This is a genomic window from Advenella sp. FME57 (assembly GCF_014897675.1).
Lineage (GTDB): Bacteria > Pseudomonadota > Gammaproteobacteria > Burkholderiales > Burkholderiaceae_B > Advenella.
In genome coordinates this window covers 100812-122635 of record NZ_JABUXU010000009.1, presented here as the reverse complement: position 1 = coordinate 122635, position 21824 = coordinate 100812, and the positions used below count along the sequence as shown (strand labels likewise).

Sequence of the window (21824 nt, the reverse complement as noted above, 5' to 3'; positions counted from 1 at the left end):
TGCGACCATTTGTCGGTTGCCGCAGGTCCTGGCTCAGGCGCTTGCCGGTTAACACAAGCGTAATGATTGGTTATTTAACCCTGTGATCAATGATGGAATGCGCCCAACAAAGAGGGCCACCGGCATACTCAATCCGGTGACCCTCTTTATTAGTCTTATTAGTCTATAGTCAAAGCTTTTCGCCCGATCCGGTCAATCCAGACACCGCACCGGGCCAGCGGCACTATCAACCGTGAGAGAACTGAGCCTCTTCAGTAGAACCGGTCAGCGCTGTTGTCGAAGAGCGTCCCCCTTCGATTGTCTGGGTGACGGCGTCGAAATAGCCTGTACCCACCTCGCGCTGATGTTTGACAGCAGTAAAGCCCAGCTCGGCCGCAGCAAACTCTTTCTGCTGCAACTCGACAAATGCACTCATCTGATTGCGTGCATATCCATGAGCCAGTTCAAACATGCCATAGTTCAGCGCATGAAAGCCCGCCAGGGTAATGAACTGGAATTTGTAACCCATGGCACCCAGTTCGCGCTGGAATTTGGCAATGGTGACGTCGTCCAGGTTCTTTTTCCAGTTAAATGATGGCGAGCAGTTATAGGCCAGCAGTTTTCCCGGGAATTGTTTGTGAATCGCTTCAGCAAATTTTTTCGCATCATCCAGATTCGGCGTCGACGTCTCGCACCACAGCAGATCGGCATACGGTGCATATGCCAGCCCGCGCGAAATAGCCTGATCCATACCGGGATTGGTGCGGAAAAAGCCTTCGGGTGTGCGCTCGCCGGTCAGGAACGGCTGATCGTTCTCATCGACGTCGCTGGTAATCAGGTCAGCGGCATCCGCATCGGTACGCGCCAGCAGCACGGTGGGTACGCCCATGACGTCGGCTGCCAGGCGGGCAGATACCAGCTTGGCGACAGCCTCACGCGTTGGCACCAACACCTTGCCGCCCATGTGGCCGCATTTTTTTACCGAAGCCAGCTGGTCCTCGAAGTGAACGCCTGAAGCACCCGCATCGATCATGGACTTCATCAGCTCGAAAGCATTCAGTACGCCGCCGAATCCGGCTTCTGCATCGGCAATGATCGGCGCAAAGTAGTCGACATAGCCAGCATCGCCCTCTTCCTTGCCTTCCATCCACTGAATCTGGTCACAACGTGTCAGCGAATTGTTGATACGGCGCACGACCGAAGGAACCGAGTTTGCAGGATAGAGCGACTGGTCCGGATACATTTCACCTGCAATATTGGCATCGCCGGCGACCTGCCATCCTGACAGATAGATCGCTTTGAGGCCGGCCTTGATCTGTTGCATTGCCTGGTTGCCGGTAAGCGCGCCCAGTGTATTGATGAAAGGCTCATTGTTGAGCAGGTTCCACAGTTTTTCCGAACCAGTACGGGCCAACGTGTACTCATTCTGCCGGGATCCACGCAGCTTGATGACTTCCTCGGCGCCATAGCCCCGTTTGATGCCCTGCCAGCGTGGATTTTCTGCCCATTCTTTTTGCAGATTACGGATGGCGGTTTCGCGTTTTGACATGATTAACTCCTGTATATAAAAAAAGATTCCATGGAGAAAATTCTATCTGAAGACCGCAGTGCAATATACACTTATATCTTATATAAGACTAATTATTATATTTATATAAATCAGTTGGTTAGTATTTTGATTTTATATTGTGAAATCAAATTTGCGATAATGAAATATTAAATTTGCGACTGCAGCATGCAAAATTCATGTTATGAAATAGCAATATCATAATGTGAAATTTACTGCTATTTCGTTCGTCATCATGCACTACCCCGCAGCGCCTTGGTGGTCATTCTCTGCAAAAATCTGTCGGCTCAATCCAGACCGGCGCATCTACCTGCGCAGCGGCGCTGAGCCCAAAACCATGATGATCTCATGGCTATTAGTAGCCAACATAAGCGAGATACGAGTGAATAAGTACGCAGGCATAAGTACGCGAGTATATGCATGCGACGGTGTCTACGGTTTATTGGCAATTGCGCCTCAGGCAAGCGCCAGAAAGGAACAGCGCACCGGGAACACGGTATTGCGTTCACATTCGGCCGCGTACGACCCATGGCGAGCAGATGTTTATTAAAGCGCCCCGAAGCAGGACCAGAAAAGAGTGGAGACTGACACGTACAGGTCCGGATTGATGTACAGGGAAAACACAAACAGGAGCACCGCCAGGGCCAGGCCGTATCCAGCGAGTCGTTTAACGCTTGGTTTGACGTTTGTCATCATGGGAGCCTCCCTGAAAATTTGACGATGCGCATTTTGGCGCTTCGCACGAAACACGTGATTACCGGTATAAATATATCGTCGCCTTGACGATATGTCCAAGGGTGATCAGACCAGTATACGCCAGAATGCCGCAGGTCAATTGCATCTTTGCCCATGGAGCCGGCGCAAAAGCCGGTTTGAAGCCCGCATCATTGCCGCAAAGGCGCATCTGGGCGCCAGGCGATTCAGCCGATCAGGCGGCACTGCCCTGAGCAACAGAGCGGACTTCCTGCTGCCTGCGAGCGCAATAGGCAACCCAGAACGCCGCCAGCACGGCGCCAAATAGCGCCAGGCCAGACACCAGCCAGGGACCATGATACGTTTGGTGATCCAGCATAAAACCATATACGACGGGTCCCAACGCAGACCCCACATCCATGCCGGAATAGACCAGACCGTAAACTGAGCCAAGGGCACCCTTGGGCGTAACGCGTCGCACCAGCATATCGCGGGACGGTCCGGCCATGCCGCTCAGGAAACCGGCCATGCACAGCCCGGCCACCGCCAGCCCCGAAGGGAGCATCCCCATGGCCAGCAGAATAAAAACAAGCCCCGAGGTCGCCAGCGAGCCGGCCACAATACGTTCGGTCCTGTCTGTGCTGCCTGCCAGAAAGCCGCCAATAAGCAGACCCACGCCCGCTGAAACCATGTACATGGAAAGTGCGGAACTGGCCCATTCCTTGCCAATGCCATACAGCGATCCAAGAATGGGAATCGTAAAGTTCTGTACCGATGACATCGAACCCGAGGTAAATGCAAAGAACAGAAATGCACCCCACAGCGCCGGATTCTTCAACAGCAGGCGTAACTTGGCCGCAAAGCCGGGCTCAGCCGCCCGGGGGCGTTCCTGGACCGGCTTATCGTCCTGCTTGTCGCTCTTTGCATCGCCCTTTGTATCGGTCTGCGCCGCCGGCGTGGCCAGCAGCGACGCTCCGAGAAAGGTTGTCAGAAACAGGGTTAAAAGCACGACGGCGGCGGCCGCAGCAGCAAAGCGCCACGAACCGGTCTGGACAATAAAAAAGGTAATGAAGATCGGCGCCAGTGCCCAGCCCAGGTTGCCCGATACGCCATGAATACTGAAAGCATGGCCCAGACGCCGCTGGCTCACATTCTGGTTGATAATGGAAAAATCGACCGGGTGAAAGACCGAGTTACCGGCGCCGCCGATAAAGGCAGCAATGATAAAAACCCAATAGGCGTCAGCGACCGCAATCAGCAACGCTGAGACGACCATACAGGCCAAGCCGAAACGCAATACGGGACGCGCGCCCAGATGATCCACGACAAAGCCCGATGACGCTTGTCCGACACCCGAGACCACAAAGAATACCGTGGCCAGAAATCCCAGCTCAGCAAAACTGTAGCCAAAATCGCGATTGAGCGACAGGTAAAGTGACGGCAACACCAGTTGATAAAAATGCGAGCCGCCATGCAGCAGCCCGATCAGCGCAATCACCTTCCAGTCTCGTGGATCCCCATCTGCATTGGGAGCCCTGATCGAAGAGGTCAGAACTTGCGAAGTCATACGATACCTGTGATAGCCGGATTAATATGGCAGAAAAAACGCGTTAGTTTTGCTGCTGCTTGATGATGGGCCAGGCTTTTTTCATGTAGTAGAACATGGACCAGATCGTCAGAACGGCAGCAATGTAGACCAGGACCGTTCCGATGGGCGCAAACGGAATAGAATGCCAATCCTGATAAAACAACAGGCAGGGAATGGCGGTCATTTGCGCAGCGGTCTTGAATTTACCCAGCCAATGCACCGCCACGCTATTGCGCGCACCGATGGTTGCCATCCATTCGCGCAGCGCCGAAATGGTTATTTCACGTCCGATAATGATAAGTGCAATAAAGGAATCAAGCCGGCTCAGGTCCAGCAGGATCAACAGGGCCGCGCACACCATAAGCTTGTCTGCGACCGGATCCAGAAAGGCGCCAAACGATGAAGTCTGATTCCAGCGCCTTGCTAGCCAGCCATCGAACCAGTCTGTCAGCGCCGCAAAAATAAAGGCCAGCGCACCGATGGTGTCACGCAAAGGAACGTCAATCCAGTGCAGCGGCAGATAGTAAAGCGCAATGACCAGCGGAATCATGGCGATCCGCATCCAGGTCAGGATAATAGGTATGTTCAGTGGCATAGGGCTTTAATAACACAAAATACGGCGGAGGCATTATGTGTAATCCTACCACTAACGCAAAGATTCATAGATGCGTTCAGCAAGTTCCCTGGAAATACCTTCTACCGAGCGCAAATCATCAATGCTTGCCGCTGCCACGCCGGAAAATCCCCCGAAACGCGCCAGCAGTTTCTGTCTGCGTTTGGCGCCAACGCCTTCGATCTCCTCCAATCGCGACACATTTCTGGCCTTGGCGCGGCGCGCCCGCATGCCGGTGATGGCGAACCGATGGGCTTCATCACGCACCTGGGCCACCAGCATGAGCGCAGCCGATCCCAGCCCAAGCGCCACCGATTCCCGTTCGTCCGTAAACACCAGGGTTTCCAGGCCGACCTTGCGCCCTTCTCCCTTGGCCACCCCGACAATCACACGGGTGTCCAGACCGAATTCCACAAACACCTGACGGGCGATTTCCACTTGCCCCTTGCCACCGTCAATCAGCACCACTTCCGGTAGCGGCGCCTCGCCGTCTGCCACCTTGGAAAAGCGGCGGATCAGCACCTGGCGCATTGCCGCGTAATCATCTCCCTCGGTGATACCGGCGATGTTATAACGGCGATACAATGAAGGCTGCATATCATGATGGTGGTACACCACACAGGATGCCTGGGTCGCCTCGCCAGCGGTGTGACTGATGTCGAAGCATTCGATGCGCAGCGCATCGAGCGATTCGTCATCGGTATCCAGTTGCAGCAGCTCTGCCAGCGCACGTGTGCGCGCAGCCCGCGAGGCAGATTCGGACAGCGTACGCGCCAGGGAAAACTCGGCATTGCGCAAGGCCTGATCCAGCCAGGTCCGGCGTACTCCCTGAGGACGCGTCTGCAAACGGGTTTTGATTCGCGATGGTTGCTGTTCGTTGAGCAGCGCCAGCAGATTTTCATCTGCCAGTGCCTCGGAGCATACCAACACCGGCGGCAATGGGTTCTCCAGATAATGCTGCGCAATGAAGGCCGTCATCACATCGGAGCGACTTTCACCATCGGCCTGCGTTGGAAAAAACGAGCGATCGCCAAGATGCCGGCCACCGCGCACCATAGCCAGATTGACACATGCCTTGTCGGCCGCCTGCGCCACGGCAATGATATCGACATCGGTCTTGTCCATCTCTTCCATCGATTGCTGATGCAGCACAGTTGCCAGTGCATGCATCTGATCCCGCAGCGCCGCAGCCTGCTCAAAACGCAATTGATCGGAAGCCTGCTGCATGCGTGCCTGCAGATCATTAACCACGTCGTCGGCCTCGCCATCCAGAAAACGCACGGCCTGCTGCACATCGCGCTGATAGTCGTCTTCGTTAATAAAGTTAACGCAAGGCGCCGTACACCGCCCGATCTGATACTGCAGACAGGGCCGGGAACGATTGGCAAATACGGTGTCCTCACAGGTGCGCAGGCGAAACACCTTCTGCAAAATCTGTATGGTTTCGCGTACGGCCCAGGAATTCGGATAAGGTCCGAAAAAACGCCCCTTGCGACTGGTAATGCCGCGATAGTACGCAATCCGCGGATAGTCATGCGCGCTGATCATCAGGTACGGGTACGACTTATCGTCACGAAACAGGATGTTGTAACGCGGCCTCAGGCTTTTGATCAGGTTATTTTCAAGGATCAGCGCCTCGGCCTCCGAACGCGTCACCGTGACTTCCACGCGCCAGACCCGTGCAACCATCAGTGCAATGCGCGGACTGTCCGGGGTTTTCTGAAAGTAGGAAGAAACGCGTTTTTTCAGATCCCTGGCCTTGCCGACATACAATACCGTGCCTTCCGCATCCAGATGGCGGTAGACGCCAGGCAGATGCGGCAGGTCACTCAGAAAGGATTTGAGATCGAAAGTCTCGGGCATACTGATATCGTGAGTCTGATTGCAAGGTATTCCAGTCCATGAACGGCACAGCCGGCTTCAGGGCACGGATTCGGGAAACCGATGAGGCCGATGGCGCTGCTTTCAGGCAAGCCAGCAAGGTATCGGCCAGATCGGGACGGTTGCAGACCAATACCATATCACATCCGGCAGACAGTGCCGCCTCGGCGCGGGCCGTGATATCGCCGGCAACCGATGCCCCTTCCATGGTCAGATCGTCCGAAAAAACCACGCCATCGTACTTCAAGCGCTGCCGCAGGATCTGCTGCACCCATACTTTGGAAAAACCGGCGGGCGAGGCATCCACCTTGGGATAGATGACATGTGCCGGCATCACGGCCGACAGCACCGGTGCGCCCAGCCAATCATAGGGCATGGCATCGTCTGCCATGATCTGCTCCAGACCCCGTTCATCTACCGGGATGGCCACATGAGAATCGGCATCGACAAAACCATGGCCGGGAAAATGCTTGCCGCAGGAACGCATGCCGGCCAAACTCAAGCCCTGAATCAGGGCACGCGCCAGCATCGCAACGACCCGCGGATCACGATGAAAGGCCCGGCTGCCAACAACCTTGCTGACGCCATAGTCCAGATCCAGAACCGGTGTAAAGCTAAAATCCACGCCGCAGGCGCGCAATTCTGCGGCCAGGACATAACCGATCTCAGTCGCGGCACGCATGGCCTGCAGCGCGTTGCGCTCCCAATAACGGCCCAGGTCCTGCATGGACGGCAGATGCGTAAAACCTTTGTCGCGAAACCGCTGTACCCGTCCGCCTTCATGATCGACGGAAATCAGCAGCGGTTCATCTCGGGCTTCGTGAATTTGCGCGGTCAGCTCGGCCAGTTGCCGGGGATTATCGTAATTGCGGGCAAACAGGATAACTGCACCGGTCAGCGGGTGCGCCAGGCGATCCCGCTCCTGACTGGTCAGGTGGTGGCCGGCAACATCAAGCATCACCGGGCCGGGCATTTGCCGGCCGGCGGTTGCGGCGACGCCCGACTGGACAGATCGGCGAGCAGGACGGGATTGGGAAGCAGACACCTGGACTCCTTTTGGGTGTTGGGCAACAGGATGATTAAATCGGTTTACGCTCCACCATGGCAAAAGCCATGGCCAGATCGGATTCATCGGTCAGGGAAATATGGGCCAGCCCGAAGCGGGATTCGTACCACTCTTTCAAGGGCGAAGCCAGCACCACCAGCGGCTGTCCGCTGGGCGCATTGAGCGTTTGCATGCGCGACCACGTCATGGGCGTTCGCATGCCCAGCCCGATCGCCTTGGAAAAAGCCTCTTTGGCCGCAAAGCGGGTAGCCAGAAAACGCATCCCGCGCTCGGGGTCACGCGCCTGTCTGCGCAGAAACTTCTCCCGCTCCTGCGGGCCCAGAATCCGCAAGACAAAACGATCGCCAAAACGCTCGTATGCCTGGCGGATCCGATGGATATGGATCAGGTCCGTACCAATACCGGCAATCGCTGCAGGCAGTGTGACTTCGTTAGTCATGGGCATTTCACCGTGAAGTGCTAAAGCTTGATAAAATGTTCTCGGTAGTGCTTGAGTTCATCAATGGATTCGTAAATATCGGCCAGTGCCTCGTGCCGGCTCTTCTTGTCGAATCCTTTGTAGACCTCTGGTTTCCAACGACGGGACAGTTCCTTGAGCGTACTTACATCCAGATTGCGGTAATGAAAGTAGCTTTCGAAGCGCGGCATGTACTTGTACATGAAACGCCGGTCCTGGCTGATCGTATTGCCGCAAAGCGGTGACGCGCCTTTGGGCACCAGCGGCGCAAGAAATTCGAGCAGGATGTCTTCGGCCTGTTCTTCAGTGAGTATGGAGGTGCGTACTTTTTCGGTCAGGCCGCTGCGGCCATGGGTGGATGTATTCCATTTATCCATTCCCGCCAGAATCTCATCGGATTGGTGGATAACCAGAACCGGACCCTCCGCTACCAGCGTGAGATCAGGTTCGGTGACGACAACAGCCACTTCCAGAATACGTTCTTTTTCGGGATCCAGGCCGCTCATTTCCATGTCCAGCCATACCAGTCGCAGATCATTTACCGCCATTTTCGATCCTTATTGTTCAGAAACATTATTTTCGCACAGAGCACACAACAGAAATGTCCCCAACCCCGTTTACGCTTTTATTTGTCCTTTTCCTTCTTTTAGAGACGATCACCCATTTGTGGCTGGCAAGTCGTCAGGCACGCCATGTTACGCGCCATCGCGCCAAGGTGCCCGACGAATTTGCCGAAAAAATCGGGCTGCAAAGTCACCAGCGCGCCGCCGACTACACGGTCGAGCGCATGAAGCTGTCCGTGACCCGGCGAGTCTTTGATGCAATGGTGCTCATCGGCTTTACCCTGCTTGGCGGCCTGCAGATGATCAATGCGTTTCTGATCAACATTATTCCCAATGATTTCTGGCGCCAGATTCTGCTGCTGGGTTCGGTTCTGTTGATTTCCGGCGCGCTGCAGCTGCCCTTTAGCTTGTGGAAGCAATTCAAACTGGAACAGAAATTCGGCTTCAACCGAATGACACTGGGCCTGTTTGTGAGCGACACGATCAAGGGCATGATGGTCAGCGTGGTGCTGGGCTTGCCGCTGGCTGCGGTCACGCTTTGGCTGATGGCGGCCTCCGGTCCCCTGTGGTGGCTATGGGCATGGATGGTCTGGGTGGCGTTCAACGCATTCATTCTGTTTGTATTTCCGACCTTGATTGCTCCGCTTTTCAATAAATTTACGCCGCTGGACAACCCCGAACTGGCTGATCGCATCAACAATCTGGCACAGCGCTGCCACTTTGCCCTCAAGGGACTGTTCGTCATGGACGGCTCCAAGCGCTCGGCCCATGGCAATGCCTATTTCACCGGGTTTGGCAAATCACGCCGGATTGTTTTTTTCGATACCCTGCTGGGCAAACTGAACCCTGACGAAATCGAAGCCGTGCTGGCCCATGAGCTGGGCCATTTCAGCCATAAGCATGTGCAAAAACGCATGATTTTCAGCTTTTTGCTGGCGCTGGTGTTTTTTGCCGTGCTGGGCTTTCTGAAAAACCAGATCTGGTTCTATCAGGGGCTGGGCGTTTCCCCTGTCATCAATGGCTCCAATGACGCCATGGCGCTGCTTCTGTTCTTTATGGCGATGCCTGTCTTTACATTCTTCTTTGCCCCGATATTCAGCTTCTTTTCCCGCAAGGACGAGTTCGAAGCCGACCATTACGCACACACTCAGGCCAGCTCCGAGGCGCTGATTTCTGCGCTGGTCAAGCTCTACAATGACAATGCTTCGACCCTGACGCCAGACCCTGTGCACTCGGCGTTTTACGACAGCCACCCTCCGGCCTCGTTGCGCATTCGCCGGCTTCAAGAGTTGCAGGCGACAAACGGATGATGGTCGGGCGCGTTATAGCCGCTCACGGCCGTCACTATCAGGTGGAGCTGGACGACGGGCAGCTGCGTCAATGCTATACGCGCGGCAAGAAAACCGGCATTTGTGTCGGCGACTATGTAGACATCGAACCCCAGGGACAGGACGAGGGGCGGATTGAACGGGTGCACGACCGGCGCAATCTACTGTACCGCTCAGATGAGATGCGAGCCAAGCAATTTGCCGCCAATGTCGATCAGTTGCTGATTGTGGTCGCAGTCGAGCCTTTGTTTTCCGAGGACTTGACCGGGCGTGCACTGGCTGGTGCGTTCAGCGCCGACATCACGCCCGTCATCATTCTGAACAAATGCGATCTGACCGGGAGCCTGCCGCGAGCACGCGCCCTGCTCTCGGATATGAACGCATTGGGCGTGCGTATTATTGAAACCAGCACCCTGGAGCCACAGACGTTGCGTGACAGCCTTTTGCCGCTATTGGCAGACAAAACCAACCTTCTGCTTGGTCAGAGCGGTATGGGAAAATCCAGCATTCTGAATATCCTGGTTCCTGAAGCCCGCGCCGACACGCAAGCGCATTCCATTGCGCTGGGTACAGGTAAACACACGACCACCTCGTCGCGCCTGTACCACCTGCCTGGCGCCGGGGGAGACCTGATCGATTCACCCGGTTTCCAGGCATTTGGCCTCAAACACCTGGGCCAGACAGAAGTTGAGCAAGGCTTTCCCGAGTTTGCCCCGTACAGTCAAAATTGCCGTTTCTACAATTGCACGCATCGGCACGAACCCGGCTGCGGTGTGCTGGCTGCCAAAGAGCAGGGTTTAATCAGCGTCAAACGGCACGAACTCTACCTGCGTATCTTAGCCGAGTCGACCGCACCGCAGAAATATTGAGAATGTCTCGCCACCTCTTGGTTTGGGCATGGAGAGCGGCATCTGCAGGTCTTGAGACAACGGGGTGCTGGCCCCGAACGGCTTTACCCCCGAATCAGAGTCGTGTCCAGTTTCAAATTCAGTAAAAATGGCTGTCTTGATCTGATATTTTTTCATCAATTGGGAATGTGCATCCTGTCGAAATTACACAATGAATGCAAATATCTTAATTCTGTTCCACAATTGGCCGGACTATTTTCAAAGCAACAAAACAACCGTCAGCCGTCATCGAAAATCAGGAGCGGTTGCATCCACACGGAATTGTTATGGAACACGCTGGCGAAATCCTTATTCTCACAGGGCCACCGGGCTCAGGAAAAACAACCACCGCACTGGCCCTGGCCGAACAACATGGGTCTGCAAAGGTCCATCTGCATACCAACGACTTTTGGCGCTTCATCAAAAATGGCGCCATTGCGCCCTATCTGCACAGTGCGCATAGACAAAATAATGTGGTCATGGGTGCACTCTCTGGCGTGGCTCAAAGCTATGCGATTGGTGGCTATTTTGTAGTTGTCGATGGCATAATCGGCCCATGTTTTTTACCGTCTTTCCAGACAATTACCACGCCAGTGCATTACATAGTCCTGCGCCCTCCATTAGCGCTGGCAATCGCTCGCTGTCAGCACCGCGGTAACGACACGTTGACAGATCCAGAGCCTATCGCAGCGCTCCATCACCAGTTTTCGTCGCTCGGTAAATTGGAACACCATGTTTTGTCTGCTGATGGCCAAACCCGACAGCAAACGCTTAAGATGGTAATTAGCGCCATGCAAACCGATACGTTTCGTTTGTGACACCTTGACTCCAACTATGAAATTCCATTGTCACTCATTATGGAATATTTACATTTAAGGAGACACTCGACAGATCAGTCCTGAACCACGGCCACCACGCGATGGTAAAAATTCCTGATCACGTTTGCGGTTGCACCCCATATGAAATAACCATTCCAGGGCATGGAGTAATAATATCTTTCATTGCCATCCGGGGCGATGGCATGATGCAGACGATGATTGGCCGGATCCATCAGAAATGCCAGTGGCACATGAAAGACCTCTGCCACCTCCACCTGGTCTGTTTTTATTTCAACCGTATTAGCAAGCCAGCCAACGTAGGGGCGCAGCAGAAAGCCCGTGCCAGTATAAAATTCCGGCAATTGACCAAGAACCGTAACCGCCTGCGTAGGCACGCCAATTTCTTCAAAGGTTTCCCGCAATGCCGTGTGCTGTGGATTGATATCGCCGTCTTCTACCCGTCCGCCGGGGAAACTGACCTGCCCCGGATGGTGATACAGTTTTTCGGAGCGCTTGGTCAATAGCACGAAAATTTCAGCATCACGCTTTACCAGAGGCATAAGAACAGCAGAGTCAATATAGGATTCTGACTGGTATTGAATGATTTTTGCTTCGTTCCATTGGTGAACCAGCGCATCGGCAGACCAGACCAGCCCATGGTCAAAGGCGCGCTCGATGAGCGAAGCCGTGAGCACAGAAGGAGAAATAGCGTGCAGGTTTTCGTTGGCCACCGTCCATTTTTGTGCCTGCACGTCAAAACCGGGCGTAATAGGCTTTCTTAGTGGTTCAGTCAAAACAGTGTCCTGTGGAATCGATTATATTTATCAACGCGTCCATTTTACGACACCTAAGCATCGCTGCTATCCATCCGGAATAAAATGAAACGGGAAGGCGTGATAAGCGCCCATTGAAAAAGCCGGCAATGCCGGCTTTTCAACCCATTTACGCCACCATAAGACACCTGGTGGCAACAAAGGGGGTAATACTGGATAAAGCAGTAACTGAAAACCGCTTATGCAGTTGCCTTTTTGTCGGCCTTGCGTACCAATTTTTCTTTGATGCGCGCAGCTTTACCAGAACGGTTACGCAGGTAATACAGTTTCGCACGACGTACATCACCGCGACGTTTGACAACGATAGACGCAATTTGTGGAGAATACAGCTGGAATGTCCGTTCAACGGCTTCGCCTGAAGAAATTTTACGGACAATGAAAGACGAGTTCAGACCGCGATTGCGTTTGGCAATAACCACGCCTTCGTATGCCTGGGCACGTTTGCGGGTGCCTTCAACTACGTTCACGCTAACCACAACGGTGTCGCCTGGTGCAAATTCAGTCACAGGAGTGCCACCAGTCAGACGCTGGATTTCTTCCTGCTCGAGTTTTTCGATAAGATTCATAATAGACTCCGGTTCATCATGAACGGCTGTTTAGAATAACGTCACATTATTTGTGATTGCACCGACCCATTCAGGTGCGTTTGCCGACAGAGGATAAATAGAACTCGCAAGTATAACTTATTAGAGATAAGCTGACCAGCAATCTGGTCATTTTTGCGTAAACAATTGCGACTTAAGTGATTGAATTCAATAAAAAAGCAACAAAACCCCAACAAAACCGGTTCCATCGCCGCAGGCAATCGAGCGCCCTCGCACGTCATGCGCCGGACACCCCGCGTGCAACACTGCCGGGGGACAACTCAGGGCAGACGACGGCTGGCCCGGAACGGTGTGATCGACACGGCGATCTATGGGAGTAGCAGCCTGGGAACTACGGCCTATGGACACATCGATATATAGGAAACGGCTATATAGGAAACGGCTATATGTGAAACGGCGGTATATAGGGAGCAATGGTATATTTGAGAAACGGCGGCACCCGATCAGCAATATAGCTGATTGGCGATAAGCAGCGCCCGGCATTGACGCCGTGACGATATAGCCATCAAGCCAGACCGGCCGCCATACCTAAAAGATTCATGACCGGAATTAAAGCAAACCACGCAGCCACCATGCAAATATCGGCCAGCAGATGACTGCTACGCTGTATTTTGCTGCTTTTTTTACGATAAAGCGTAGCAAAAGACTGGTCGAACTGACGGCAGGCTGATATAGTTGAAGCAGAAGGGGCACCAGGCTTGCGAATTTGGGTTGTCATGATGAATTCTCCAAGAGTTAAGAGGTGCCCGCCCGGGCCGAATGACAATCTGAATGCTGGAAAACACCAAACTGGAACCACATTCAACGGCGGGCAGGCGATAACTAGGACCCTATTCTAGTTATATCGCGACTATGCATTGCGATAAGTAATACTGTATATCCATACAGTATTTTTTGCAAGCGCAATTTCAACTCATTGCAGCTTCTGTGTTGTATTCCATCTTCGCTTTCAATCAAAAAACATTTTCTTCTTTTAAATCAAAAGATTAAAACTCGTCCCTTCTCATCCCTTACAACTGCCCTGTCGCTGCCAGCGACCTGATCCATCTGACTTGCCTGCATCCACGGCTCTCACGCAGACACGCCTTCTTAAGACGAGCATCTAAGACGAACACCGCTTACGAGCGACGATTTTCAGGTCAGTGCCCGAACATTGCCGACCCTCTGGATGAGGCCACATAAATGCCGTGGCCACACGCAAAAAAGCCATGACTTGAACACCGTCATGGCTTTTTTGTCGAATCACCGCCCAAAGGCAGTTGGCGCGTTCTGGCTGTGTCAGAGCACAATCAGAACATGCCCACAGGGCTGATTATTTATTTGGCTGTGGCGTCGTACGCAAATAGGGGCGTACTTCAGTAAAGCCTTTGGGGAACTTCTGTTTCAGCACCTCAGGGTCTTTCAACGACGGAACAATGATTACGTCATCACCGTCTTCCCAATTGACCGGTGTGGCCACGCTATGGGAATCGGTCAGTTGCAATGAATCGATGACGCGCAGGATTTCGTTGAAATTGCGGCCGGTACTTGCCGGGTAGGTAATGGTCAGGCGAATTTTTTTGGCCGGATCGATAATGAATACAGAGCGTACAGTAACAGTTGCACTGGCATTGGGGTGAATCATGTCGTAAAGCGTGGACACTTTACGGTCATCATCGGCCAGAATCGGAAAATTCACCGTTGTATTCTGCGTATCGTTGATGTCATCGATCCATTTGTTGTGTGAATCGGCGTCGTCAACAGATACCGCCAGTACTTTTACATTACGCTTTGCAAACTCATCGGCCAACTTTGCCGTATAACCCAGCTCTGTTGTGCAAACAGGCGTGAAGTCGGCCGGGTGAGAAAACAGAACACCCCAGCTGTCGCCCAGAAACTCGTGAAACTTGATGGGGCCTGTGGACGAATTCTGTTCAAAATCGGGGGCGGTATCGCCCAAACGCAGTGTTGTGCTCATGGTATCTCCTTGGTAAGCGTGGGGAATGTCCGATGTATTTCATCGGACTGTATACCGGGATTATGGCAAAGATTATTTATTCCCTAAAAGAATAAATAATAATTTTGATATACCCAATTTGCATATTAAAACAAAACCGCGGCACTCATGCGTATTAGGAAAATACGGCTGAAAATGCTTCCTGCACATTGTCACCCGCCTTGACTGCAGATGACAATGACAGCGCTCGTGGCAATAGATGAGCGGCATAAAATACCGCAGTGGCCTGTTTCTGCCGATGGATATCCGATTGTCGCTCGCGGCTTTTGAGCGCAGCGTTAGCCAGGTGCCAGCCAGCGTGTACATAACCTGCGAGCATAAGAAGCGGCACGCTTCCGGCGAACGTACTGCGCATCTGTCCCTTGGCAGCGAACTGAAGTGTGGCATCCAGGGCATTCTGATAGGCCTGGACTGCCACTTCCAGTTGCGTACCGATAAAAGCAAGTGCGGGATCATCCTGGTGCTGGTTCAGCGCATTAACCGTGTCGCACATGGCGGCGATAAAGCCGCGGCTGACCGCACCGCCGTCACGCAGGATTTTGCGTCCGATAAAATCATTGGCCTGGATGGCGGTCGTCCCTTCATAAATAGGCAAAATCCGGGCATCGCGATAATACTGGGCCGCGCCGGTCTCTTCTATGTAGCCCATTCCACCATGCACCTGCATGCCCAGTGAAGCCACTTCCACCGAGTTCTCAGTACTAAAAGCCTTGACGATAGGAACCAGATACTCATATTGGGCACGATGCAAATCCGCTGTTTTTGTATCAGCATGCTGATGCGCGACATCGTTGCACATGGCCGCATACAGTGCCACAGCGCGGCCGCCTTCGGTCAGCCCGCGCATGGTCATCAGCAGGCGCTGCACATCCGGATGATGATCAATGCTGACCGGCCCGGCCGATCCTTCCAGCGCATTGCCCTGCAGCCTGTCGGCCGCATAGGCGCGGGCCTGCTGCAAGGCGCGCTCGGATACTGAAATACCCTGGATGCCCACGTTGTATCTGGCTGCGTTCATCATGATGAACATATATTGCAGCCCGTGGTTTTCCTGGCCGACCAGATAACCGATGGCGCCCTCGCCCACCACGCCTTTGTCGGCACCGTATAAAAGCACGGCAGTCGGGCTGCCATGGATGCCCAGCTTTTCTTCAATGGAGGCGCACCAAACGTCATTGCGTTTGCCAAGTGAACCGTCCTCATTGACCAGGAACTTGGGCACCACAAAAAGGGAAATGCCCTTGACGCCTTTGGGTGCGTCGGGCGTACGGGCCAAGACCAGATGGACGATATTTTCTGCCAGATCATGTTCACCATAAGTGATGAAAATTTTCTGGCCACTGATGCGGTACGTGCCGTCGTCCTGGGCAATGGCCTTGGTCGTAAGCAAGGCCAGATCGGAGCCGGCCTGGGGTTCGGTCAGATTCATGGTGCCCGTCCACCGCCCTTCGAGCATAGGCGGTATAAACGTCTGCTTGAGCTGCTCGCTGCCCGCCTGCGTGATAGCCTCAACGCAGCCATCAGTGAGCAACGGACACAAGGCAAAGGCCAGATTGGCCGCATTCAGGTTTTCGGAAATGACTGCCGATATTAGTTTCGGAAAACCTTGGCCACCGAGCTCCGGTGAATGCTGCAGGCCCTGCCAGCCGCCTTCGGCAAAAGCCTTGAACGCCTGGGCAAACGAGGCTGGCGTGGTAACTTTGCCGTTGTCCCATTTGGCACCCTGCTGATCGCCACCCCGGTTGGTTGGCGCCACCACCTCCTGGACGAATTTTGCATTTTCATGCAATACAGCGTCAACAATATCATCGCTGATTTCCTCATACCCTGGCAGGGCCAGCACCTGTTCAAGCAGGCCCATATCCTTAAGGTTGAAGAAAATATCGTCAAGAGGGGTTTTGTATGTCATGGCTGTCTCGTTATGTCGTAGTCAATTGAATAATGGCGGCCTGGCTGCGGCGCAAACGTGATTGGCGCCCGGGAAAAGCCTGTCAAATCAATATTACACTATCCGCAAAACCGTAACCAGACAGGGCGATTTAAACCGTGTTTGAACAAATCACTTTACGCCGTATTCCTGGTTATGTTCTCCAAAGCCCGGGGGTGGCGATCGAAATTGTGCAGGCGTGCGCGACAGTTTGATGGGTGTGTTAATGGCGCGATAGCTGCCCTGCTCAATCACCATCTTTCTATGACTGGTATGCGGATGCGCCAGCAGTTGAGCCACATTGTTTACCGGTGAAGCGGGCACACCGGCCTTCATCAACTCATCGGCCAGCTCGGCCGCCTGATGCGCCACCAGCACGGCGCACAGCGTCTCATGCAGAATCTGTCGATGCGCCAGCCGTTGCGCATTATCGATAAAACGCGCATCCTGGGCAATATCAGGGCACTTGAGCACCTTACACAGCGTCGCAAATTGCCGGTTGTTGCCGACGGCCAGGAACAACTGGCCGCAGGCGGTGGGGAAACTTTCATACGGGGCGATGTTCGGATGGGCATTGCCTGTCAGGCCGGGCACCTTGCCGCTGGCAAAGTAATTGGGCGCATGAGGGTGCAGCAGCGAGACGGCGCAATCGAAAAGTGAAACATCCAGATATTGCCCCTGGCCGCTGGTTCTGCGTTCGTTTACGGCAAGAAGCACCCCGATTGCCGCGTTCAGCCCCGTCACCATATCGACCACCGGCAGGCCCACGCGCGTCGGGGCACCGTCCTTTTCTCCATTGACGCTCATCAGCCCGCACAAGGCCTGGGCGCAGGCATCATAACCAGGCAAACCACCCAGGGGGCCGTCCGCGCCAAAACCGCTAATGCAGCAATGGATAAGCTGCGGAAACGCCTCTTGCAGCGCATCCTTGCCAAGCCCCCATTTTTCCAGTGTGCCGGGCTTGAAGTTTTCAATCAGGACATCAGCCTGCGACAACAGTTCGCGCAAAAAATGCTGTCCGTGCTCGGTCGACAAATCGGCGACCAAGCCTTTCTTGTTGCGATTGACGCCCATGAAATAGGCGGCGGTATCATCGATAAACGGCGGCCCCCAGCCACGCGTTTCGTCGCCTGCCGGCGGCTCGATCTTGAGCACCTCCGCGCCATGATCGGCCAGAATCTGTGTACAGTACGGTCCGCCCAGCACCCGGGTCAGGTCGATAACGCGGATGCCAGAGAGCGAGGCTGGGGAAGTATGAGTCTTTGTTGCGGTCATAGTCAATCGAGTTTGATGGATGCGTTGGAGATGACGTCGTGCCACTTCTTCACTTCGCTGTGAATAAATTGGGCCAGTTCTTCAGGCGTCTTTTTGTCGGCTTCCACAATGCCCTGGCTGCCCAAGGTGGCCTGTATGTCGGGTTCTGCCATGGCGCTTTTGAATGCGTCGTTCAATGACGAGACCACCTGATCGGACATGCCTGCTGGTCCGACAATACCGAAAAAGACACTCACGTCGTAGCCGTCCAGCCCCTGCTGCGCAATGGTCGGCAGCTCGGGCAGCGCCTTGGAACGCTGGCCTGCCGCCAGCCCCAGGGCATTCAGTTTGTGTTCGCGAATATGTGGCAACGCAGTCAGGACATCGGTAAAGGCCATGGAAACCTGCCCGCCCAGTAAATCATTGAGCGCCGGTCCGGTCCCTTTATATGGCACATGCAATATGCGGGTACCAGCCATGGTATTGAACAAGACGCCCGCCAGATGAGACGACGCGCCGGTACCAGAAGAAGCATAGGTAACCTTTTCCGGGTTGGCCTTGGCATACACAATCAGCTCCTGCACTTTCTTTACCGGAACCTTGGGATTGACAACAAGAATGTTGGGCAAATGGCCAATTTTCATGATCGGTGTAAAGCTGGTTTCCGGTTGGTACCGAAGGTTTTTGTACATGCTGGTATTGATCGCCAGCGGCCCGGACGTGCCGAACATAATGGTGTAGCCGTCAGGTTTGGCGCGCGCCACATACTCGGCGCCGATATTGCCATTGGCCCCAGCCTTGTTTTCAACCACAATCGTCGTACCAAGCTTCTCCCCGGCGCCCTGGGCCAGCCTGCGCGCCAGTGCATCGGTAGGACCGCCCGGCGGATAAGGCACCACAAGCTTTACGACTTCGGACGGAAAGTTGTCTTCAGCAACCGCAGCGCCAGGAACCACCAGACAGGCCAGCAGGCCAGCCAGGGCATAAATCCTTGATTTGTTCATGAGTCTCCTCCTGTTGCGCGAGCCGTGCAAGATAGCCGGCCGCGCATATTGTAAAAAGTGAGTATGTATGCAGATTACAGCGCGTAAGCCAACAGGGCCTGCATTGCGCCCTCGCATTTCGTCTGTGATAACGGGTCACGCGGCGCCAGACGATGGATCAAGACCTGATCGGCCAGCATGGCCCGTGATTCCAAGCCGGTGTGAGAGGCTTCCCAGCGCATGCTGGCAAGCGCTGCCACGTGATACAGCGCAGATGCAACCTGCCGCGCCATGACAGCATCTTCGCTGTCGGCCACACGCCTTGCCAGCGCAAATGTTTTGTCAATGCAGTCGGTCTGCAGGCCGGCCATTGAGGCCTCGCATGGCCTGCCAGTTTCCAGCAGAGCCTGTACATGGGTCTGCAGGGCGGCCAACCCATTGCTCTTGCGTATCGCACGCAATACGTCGAGCGCCACGATGTTGCTGGTGCCCTCCCAGATAGAGCCCAGGTGAGCATCGCGCATGAGGCGCGGCTCGGACCACTCTTCGATATAGCCACAGCCGCCCCGCACTTCCATGGCGTCTCCGGTTACCACGCGGGCATCGCGGCAGGCGCGAAACTTGATCAGTGGCGTCAGGATGCGCAGCAAATCCCTTGAAAACGTATCGCCGCCGTCCGCCTTTTCCAGCGCCGTTGCAGTTTGGAACATGACCGAGCGGGCCTGCTCGGCCCGTGTCATCATCTTGACCAGTTGCCGTTGCATTAAAGGCATGTCGATGAGCCGCTTGCCGAAGGCTTTTCTGTGACCGCAGAAATAGACCGCCTCGCTGACTGCACGACGCATCAGCCCGGCGGCACGCATCCCATTGGACAACCTGGAGTTGTTGATCATATCGGCCATCTGTTGAAAGCCTTTGCCACGTGCGCCGACCAGCCATGCGAAAGCGCCTTCCAGCCTGATTTCACCACTGGCCATTGAACGGGTACCCAGCTTGTCTTTCAACCGCAATATCCGATACTGATTGGGCGCGCCGTCAGGGCATATTCTGGGCAACAGGAACAGCGACACGCCTTTGAGCCCGTCAACGTCTTCGCTGCGCGCCAGCACCATGGCAAAACCCGCATCAGGATTCGAGCAGAACCACTTGTCTCCCGTCAACCACCAGTGTCCATCTTCGTGAGGCTTGGCGATCACCTGTGTAGCACTGACATCGGACCCAGCAGCCTGCTCGGTCATGAACATGGCGCCCTGTTGCAGATCGGCAAACTCGGTTGCCGTCACTTGCGGCAAGACCTGTTCGACCAGGGCCGGATCACCGAATTTTTTCAGCGTTCGCGCCAGGGAATCGGTCATGCTTACAGGACAGCACAGCCCGAACTCGGCCTGCACGAATAAATGTGACAACGCGTACTTGGCCGCGGGAGGAAAGGGTTGATTCCAGCCCAGAACCCCAGCCCGATGCGACATGGCTGCCAGCCCAAGTTTTTCATAAGCCATTTTCTCCAGCTCAACATAAGCCGGATGTTTGGTAACCGCGCAGGCATCCTGGCCCTGGCGGTTGCGCACCGACAGTACAGGCGGGTTTTTATCGGCCGTATCTGCAAGCTCATCCAGGCGTGACCCCACTGCTGCGCCCAGTTCATTGAAAACCGGTAACAGATGGGCATATAGCGGCGCAGGTAGGTAGGTTTTGAGCAAGGCGCCGGAATAAGGATCGAGCGTAAAGAAATTGCTGCCCCGGCTATTGGGAATATTATTTGTCTCCATGTCCTGACCTTTCTGAACTTAAATAATATACCCAGCGTAATTAAATCGATGTATATATGGAAATACTATTTTTATTTAGATCTATACATATAATATATAGATATGGATCTGGAACTGCGCGCCCTTCGCTATTTTGTTGCCGTTGCCGAAACCCTCAATTTCAGCAAAGCCGCGGCGCGCCTGAACATTTCACAGCCGCCATTGAGCCTGGCCATACGACAGCTTGAAGAGAAAATGGGCGCGCAGCTGTTTGAACGCAACAGCCGGCATGTCAGCCTGACGCCCGCGGGCGCCGTGCTATACAAGGAAGCACTTTTCCTGCTCAGTCACGCCGGCTCGCTCAAAAATCGCCTTGCCCACTCGACAGAGCGTGGCCGCCTGCGCATCGGCTTTGTGGGTTCCATGGTCTATCGCGGCCTGCCGGCACTGTTGCAGCGGCTGGGGCCTGAAGGCGAGCAGATCAATATTGAACTGGCCGAATCCAATTCAAGCGACATTGTCGATAAAGTTGCAATGGGCCATGTCGATGTGGGATTCATCCACAGCAATCGGCTGCCGACCGATTTGCAGGACAAGGTGATTGTCACCGAGCCGTTCCTGCTTTGCGCCCACAAGGACAATCCCATACTGCAAAGGAAGGCCCCTGCCCTTGCCGACTTCAGCGCGCAGCGGTTCATCTTTTTTTCGCGTCATGTGTCGCCGGTTTACTATGAAATACTCCTGTCAATGTGCATCAGCGCCGGGTTCTTTCCCAAGGCTGTAGACGAGACGCGTCACTGGCTGAGTATTCTGAGCATGGTATCCCAGAACATGGGCGTGTCACTGGTGCCGGCCTGTATGAAACACTGCGGCCTGCCGGATTTACAATTTCTGGAATTTGAGCACACCCAGCGCTCTATTACATCTGTTATATGGTCGCGAAAAAAACAGGATCCGATCATCAGTCGTACCATTGAGCGCATTATTGCATTTTATGACACCGCGTAAAGCTTCGCGATGCACGGCTGCTTCGCCTGT

Annotated in this window: 20 protein-coding genes; 4 read left to right on the top strand and 16 right to left on the bottom strand. The window is 54.3% G+C overall.

All coding sequences use genetic code 11. The annotated features are described in order from the left end of the window. Nucleotides 1–226: 226 nt before the first annotated feature. From aceA to orn, 8 genes are all read right to left on the bottom strand, one after another. The gene (aceA, locus tag INT32_RS12145; RefSeq protein ID WP_193088996.1) at nt 227–1528 is read right to left on the bottom strand and encodes an isocitrate lyase; all 1302 of its coding nucleotides are present in this window, start codon (nt 1526–1528) and stop codon (nt 227–229) included. 564 nt (nt 1529–2092) lie between these two features. Then, nucleotides 2093–2242: a hypothetical protein gene (locus INT32_RS12140; RefSeq protein WP_193089093.1), complete on the bottom strand. Its 150-nt coding sequence runs from the start codon at nt 2240–2242 to the stop codon at nt 2093–2095. 232 nt (nt 2243–2474) lie between these two features. Then, nucleotides 2475–3806: an MFS transporter gene (locus INT32_RS12135; RefSeq protein WP_193088995.1), complete on the bottom strand. Its 1332-nt coding sequence runs from the start codon at nt 3804–3806 to the stop codon at nt 2475–2477. 43 nt (nt 3807–3849) lie between these two features. Then, complete coding sequence (gene pgsA / locus INT32_RS12130; RefSeq protein ID WP_193088994.1) at nt 3850–4422, bottom strand: CDP-diacylglycerol--glycerol-3-phosphate 3-phosphatidyltransferase; 573 nt, start codon at nt 4420–4422, stop codon at nt 3850–3852. A 51-nt stretch (nt 4423–4473) separates the two neighbouring features. Further along, nucleotides 4474–6303: an excinuclease ABC subunit UvrC gene (gene uvrC / locus INT32_RS12125; protein WP_193088993.1), complete on the bottom strand. Its 1830-nt coding sequence runs from the start codon at nt 6301–6303 to the stop codon at nt 4474–4476. After that, complete coding sequence (gene nagZ / locus INT32_RS12120) at nt 6266–7294, bottom strand: beta-N-acetylhexosaminidase (RefSeq protein ID WP_193089083.1); 1029 nt, start codon at nt 7292–7294, stop codon at nt 6266–6268. The genes uvrC and nagZ overlap by 38 nt, the downstream gene beginning before the upstream one ends. Nucleotides 7295–7400: 106 nt before the next feature. Continuing rightward, nucleotides 7401–7826: a holo-ACP synthase gene (acpS, locus tag INT32_RS12115; protein ID WP_193088992.1), complete on the bottom strand. Its 426-nt coding sequence runs from the start codon at nt 7824–7826 to the stop codon at nt 7401–7403. Between the two features lie 20 nt (nt 7827–7846). Continuing rightward, on the bottom strand, nt 7847–8392 hold the full coding sequence (gene orn, locus INT32_RS12110) for an oligoribonuclease (RefSeq protein ID WP_193088991.1): 546 nt from the start codon (nt 8390–8392) through the stop codon (nt 7847–7849). A 53-nt stretch (nt 8393–8445) separates the two neighbouring features. Between orn and INT32_RS12105 the strand changes: the two genes are divergently transcribed. The 3 genes from INT32_RS12105 (at nt 8446) to INT32_RS12095 (ending at nt 11440) form a co-directional block, all read left to right on the top strand. Further along, nucleotides 8446–9717, top strand: coding sequence for a M48 family metallopeptidase (locus INT32_RS12105; RefSeq protein ID WP_193088990.1), 1272 nt, complete (start codon nt 8446–8448; stop codon nt 9715–9717). Further along, nucleotides 9714–10604, top strand: a complete 891-nt coding sequence (gene rsgA, locus INT32_RS12100) for a ribosome small subunit-dependent GTPase A (RefSeq protein WP_193088989.1) — start codon at nt 9714–9716, stop codon at nt 10602–10604. The genes INT32_RS12105 and rsgA overlap by 4 nt, the downstream gene beginning before the upstream one ends. A gap of 305 nt (nt 10605–10909) precedes the next feature. After that, nucleotides 10910–11440, top strand: coding sequence for an AAA family ATPase (locus INT32_RS12095; RefSeq protein ID WP_193088988.1), 531 nt, complete (start codon nt 10910–10912; stop codon nt 11438–11440). Nucleotides 11441–11514: 74 nt separating this feature from the next. Here the strand turns inward: INT32_RS12095 and INT32_RS12090 are convergent, their stop codons facing one another. The 8 genes from INT32_RS12090 to INT32_RS12055 all read right to left on the bottom strand — a co-directional run bounded on the left by INT32_RS12090 (nt 11515) and on the right by INT32_RS12055 (nt 20807). Beyond that, entirely contained in the window at nt 11515–12234 is a 720-nt protein-coding gene (locus tag INT32_RS12090; protein WP_193088987.1) for a CoA pyrophosphatase, read from the bottom strand. Between the two features lie 218 nt (nt 12235–12452). After that, complete coding sequence (rplS, locus tag INT32_RS12085; protein WP_193088986.1) at nt 12453–12839, bottom strand: 50S ribosomal protein L19; 387 nt, start codon at nt 12837–12839, stop codon at nt 12453–12455. 544 nt (nt 12840–13383) lie between these two features. Next, on the bottom strand, nt 13384–13596 hold the full coding sequence (locus tag INT32_RS12080) for a hypothetical protein (RefSeq protein WP_193088985.1): 213 nt from the start codon (nt 13594–13596) through the stop codon (nt 13384–13386). A gap of 594 nt (nt 13597–14190) precedes the next feature. Beyond that, nucleotides 14191–14835: a peroxiredoxin gene (locus INT32_RS12075; RefSeq protein WP_193088984.1), complete on the bottom strand. Its 645-nt coding sequence runs from the start codon at nt 14833–14835 to the stop codon at nt 14191–14193. A gap of 154 nt (nt 14836–14989) precedes the next feature. After that, nucleotides 14990–16783 (bottom strand): acyl-CoA dehydrogenase, encoded by a 1794-nt coding sequence (locus INT32_RS12070; protein WP_193088983.1) that lies wholly within the window; start codon nt 16781–16783, stop codon nt 14990–14992. Nucleotides 16784–16933: 150 nt separating this feature from the next. Next, nucleotides 16934–18076: a CaiB/BaiF CoA-transferase family protein gene (locus tag INT32_RS12065; RefSeq protein ID WP_193088982.1), complete on the bottom strand. Its 1143-nt coding sequence runs from the start codon at nt 18074–18076 to the stop codon at nt 16934–16936. 2 nt (nt 18077–18078) lie between these two features. Beyond that, nucleotides 18079–19059 carry a tripartite tricarboxylate transporter substrate binding protein gene (locus INT32_RS12060; protein WP_193088981.1) on the bottom strand — a complete coding sequence of 327 codons (981 nt, stop codon included), beginning with the start codon at nt 19057–19059 and terminating at the stop codon, nt 18079–18081. Nucleotides 19060–19133: 74 nt separating this feature from the next. Then, on the bottom strand, nt 19134–20807 hold the full coding sequence (locus tag INT32_RS12055; protein WP_193088980.1) for an acyl-CoA dehydrogenase family protein: 1674 nt from the start codon (nt 20805–20807) through the stop codon (nt 19134–19136). Between the two features lie 102 nt (nt 20808–20909). Here INT32_RS12055 and INT32_RS12050 point away from each other — a divergent pair, with 102 nt between their 5' ends. Continuing rightward, nucleotides 20910–21794, top strand: a complete 885-nt coding sequence (locus INT32_RS12050) for a LysR family transcriptional regulator (RefSeq protein WP_193088979.1) — start codon at nt 20910–20912, stop codon at nt 21792–21794. The last annotated feature ends 30 nt before the right edge of the window (nt 21795–21824 follow it).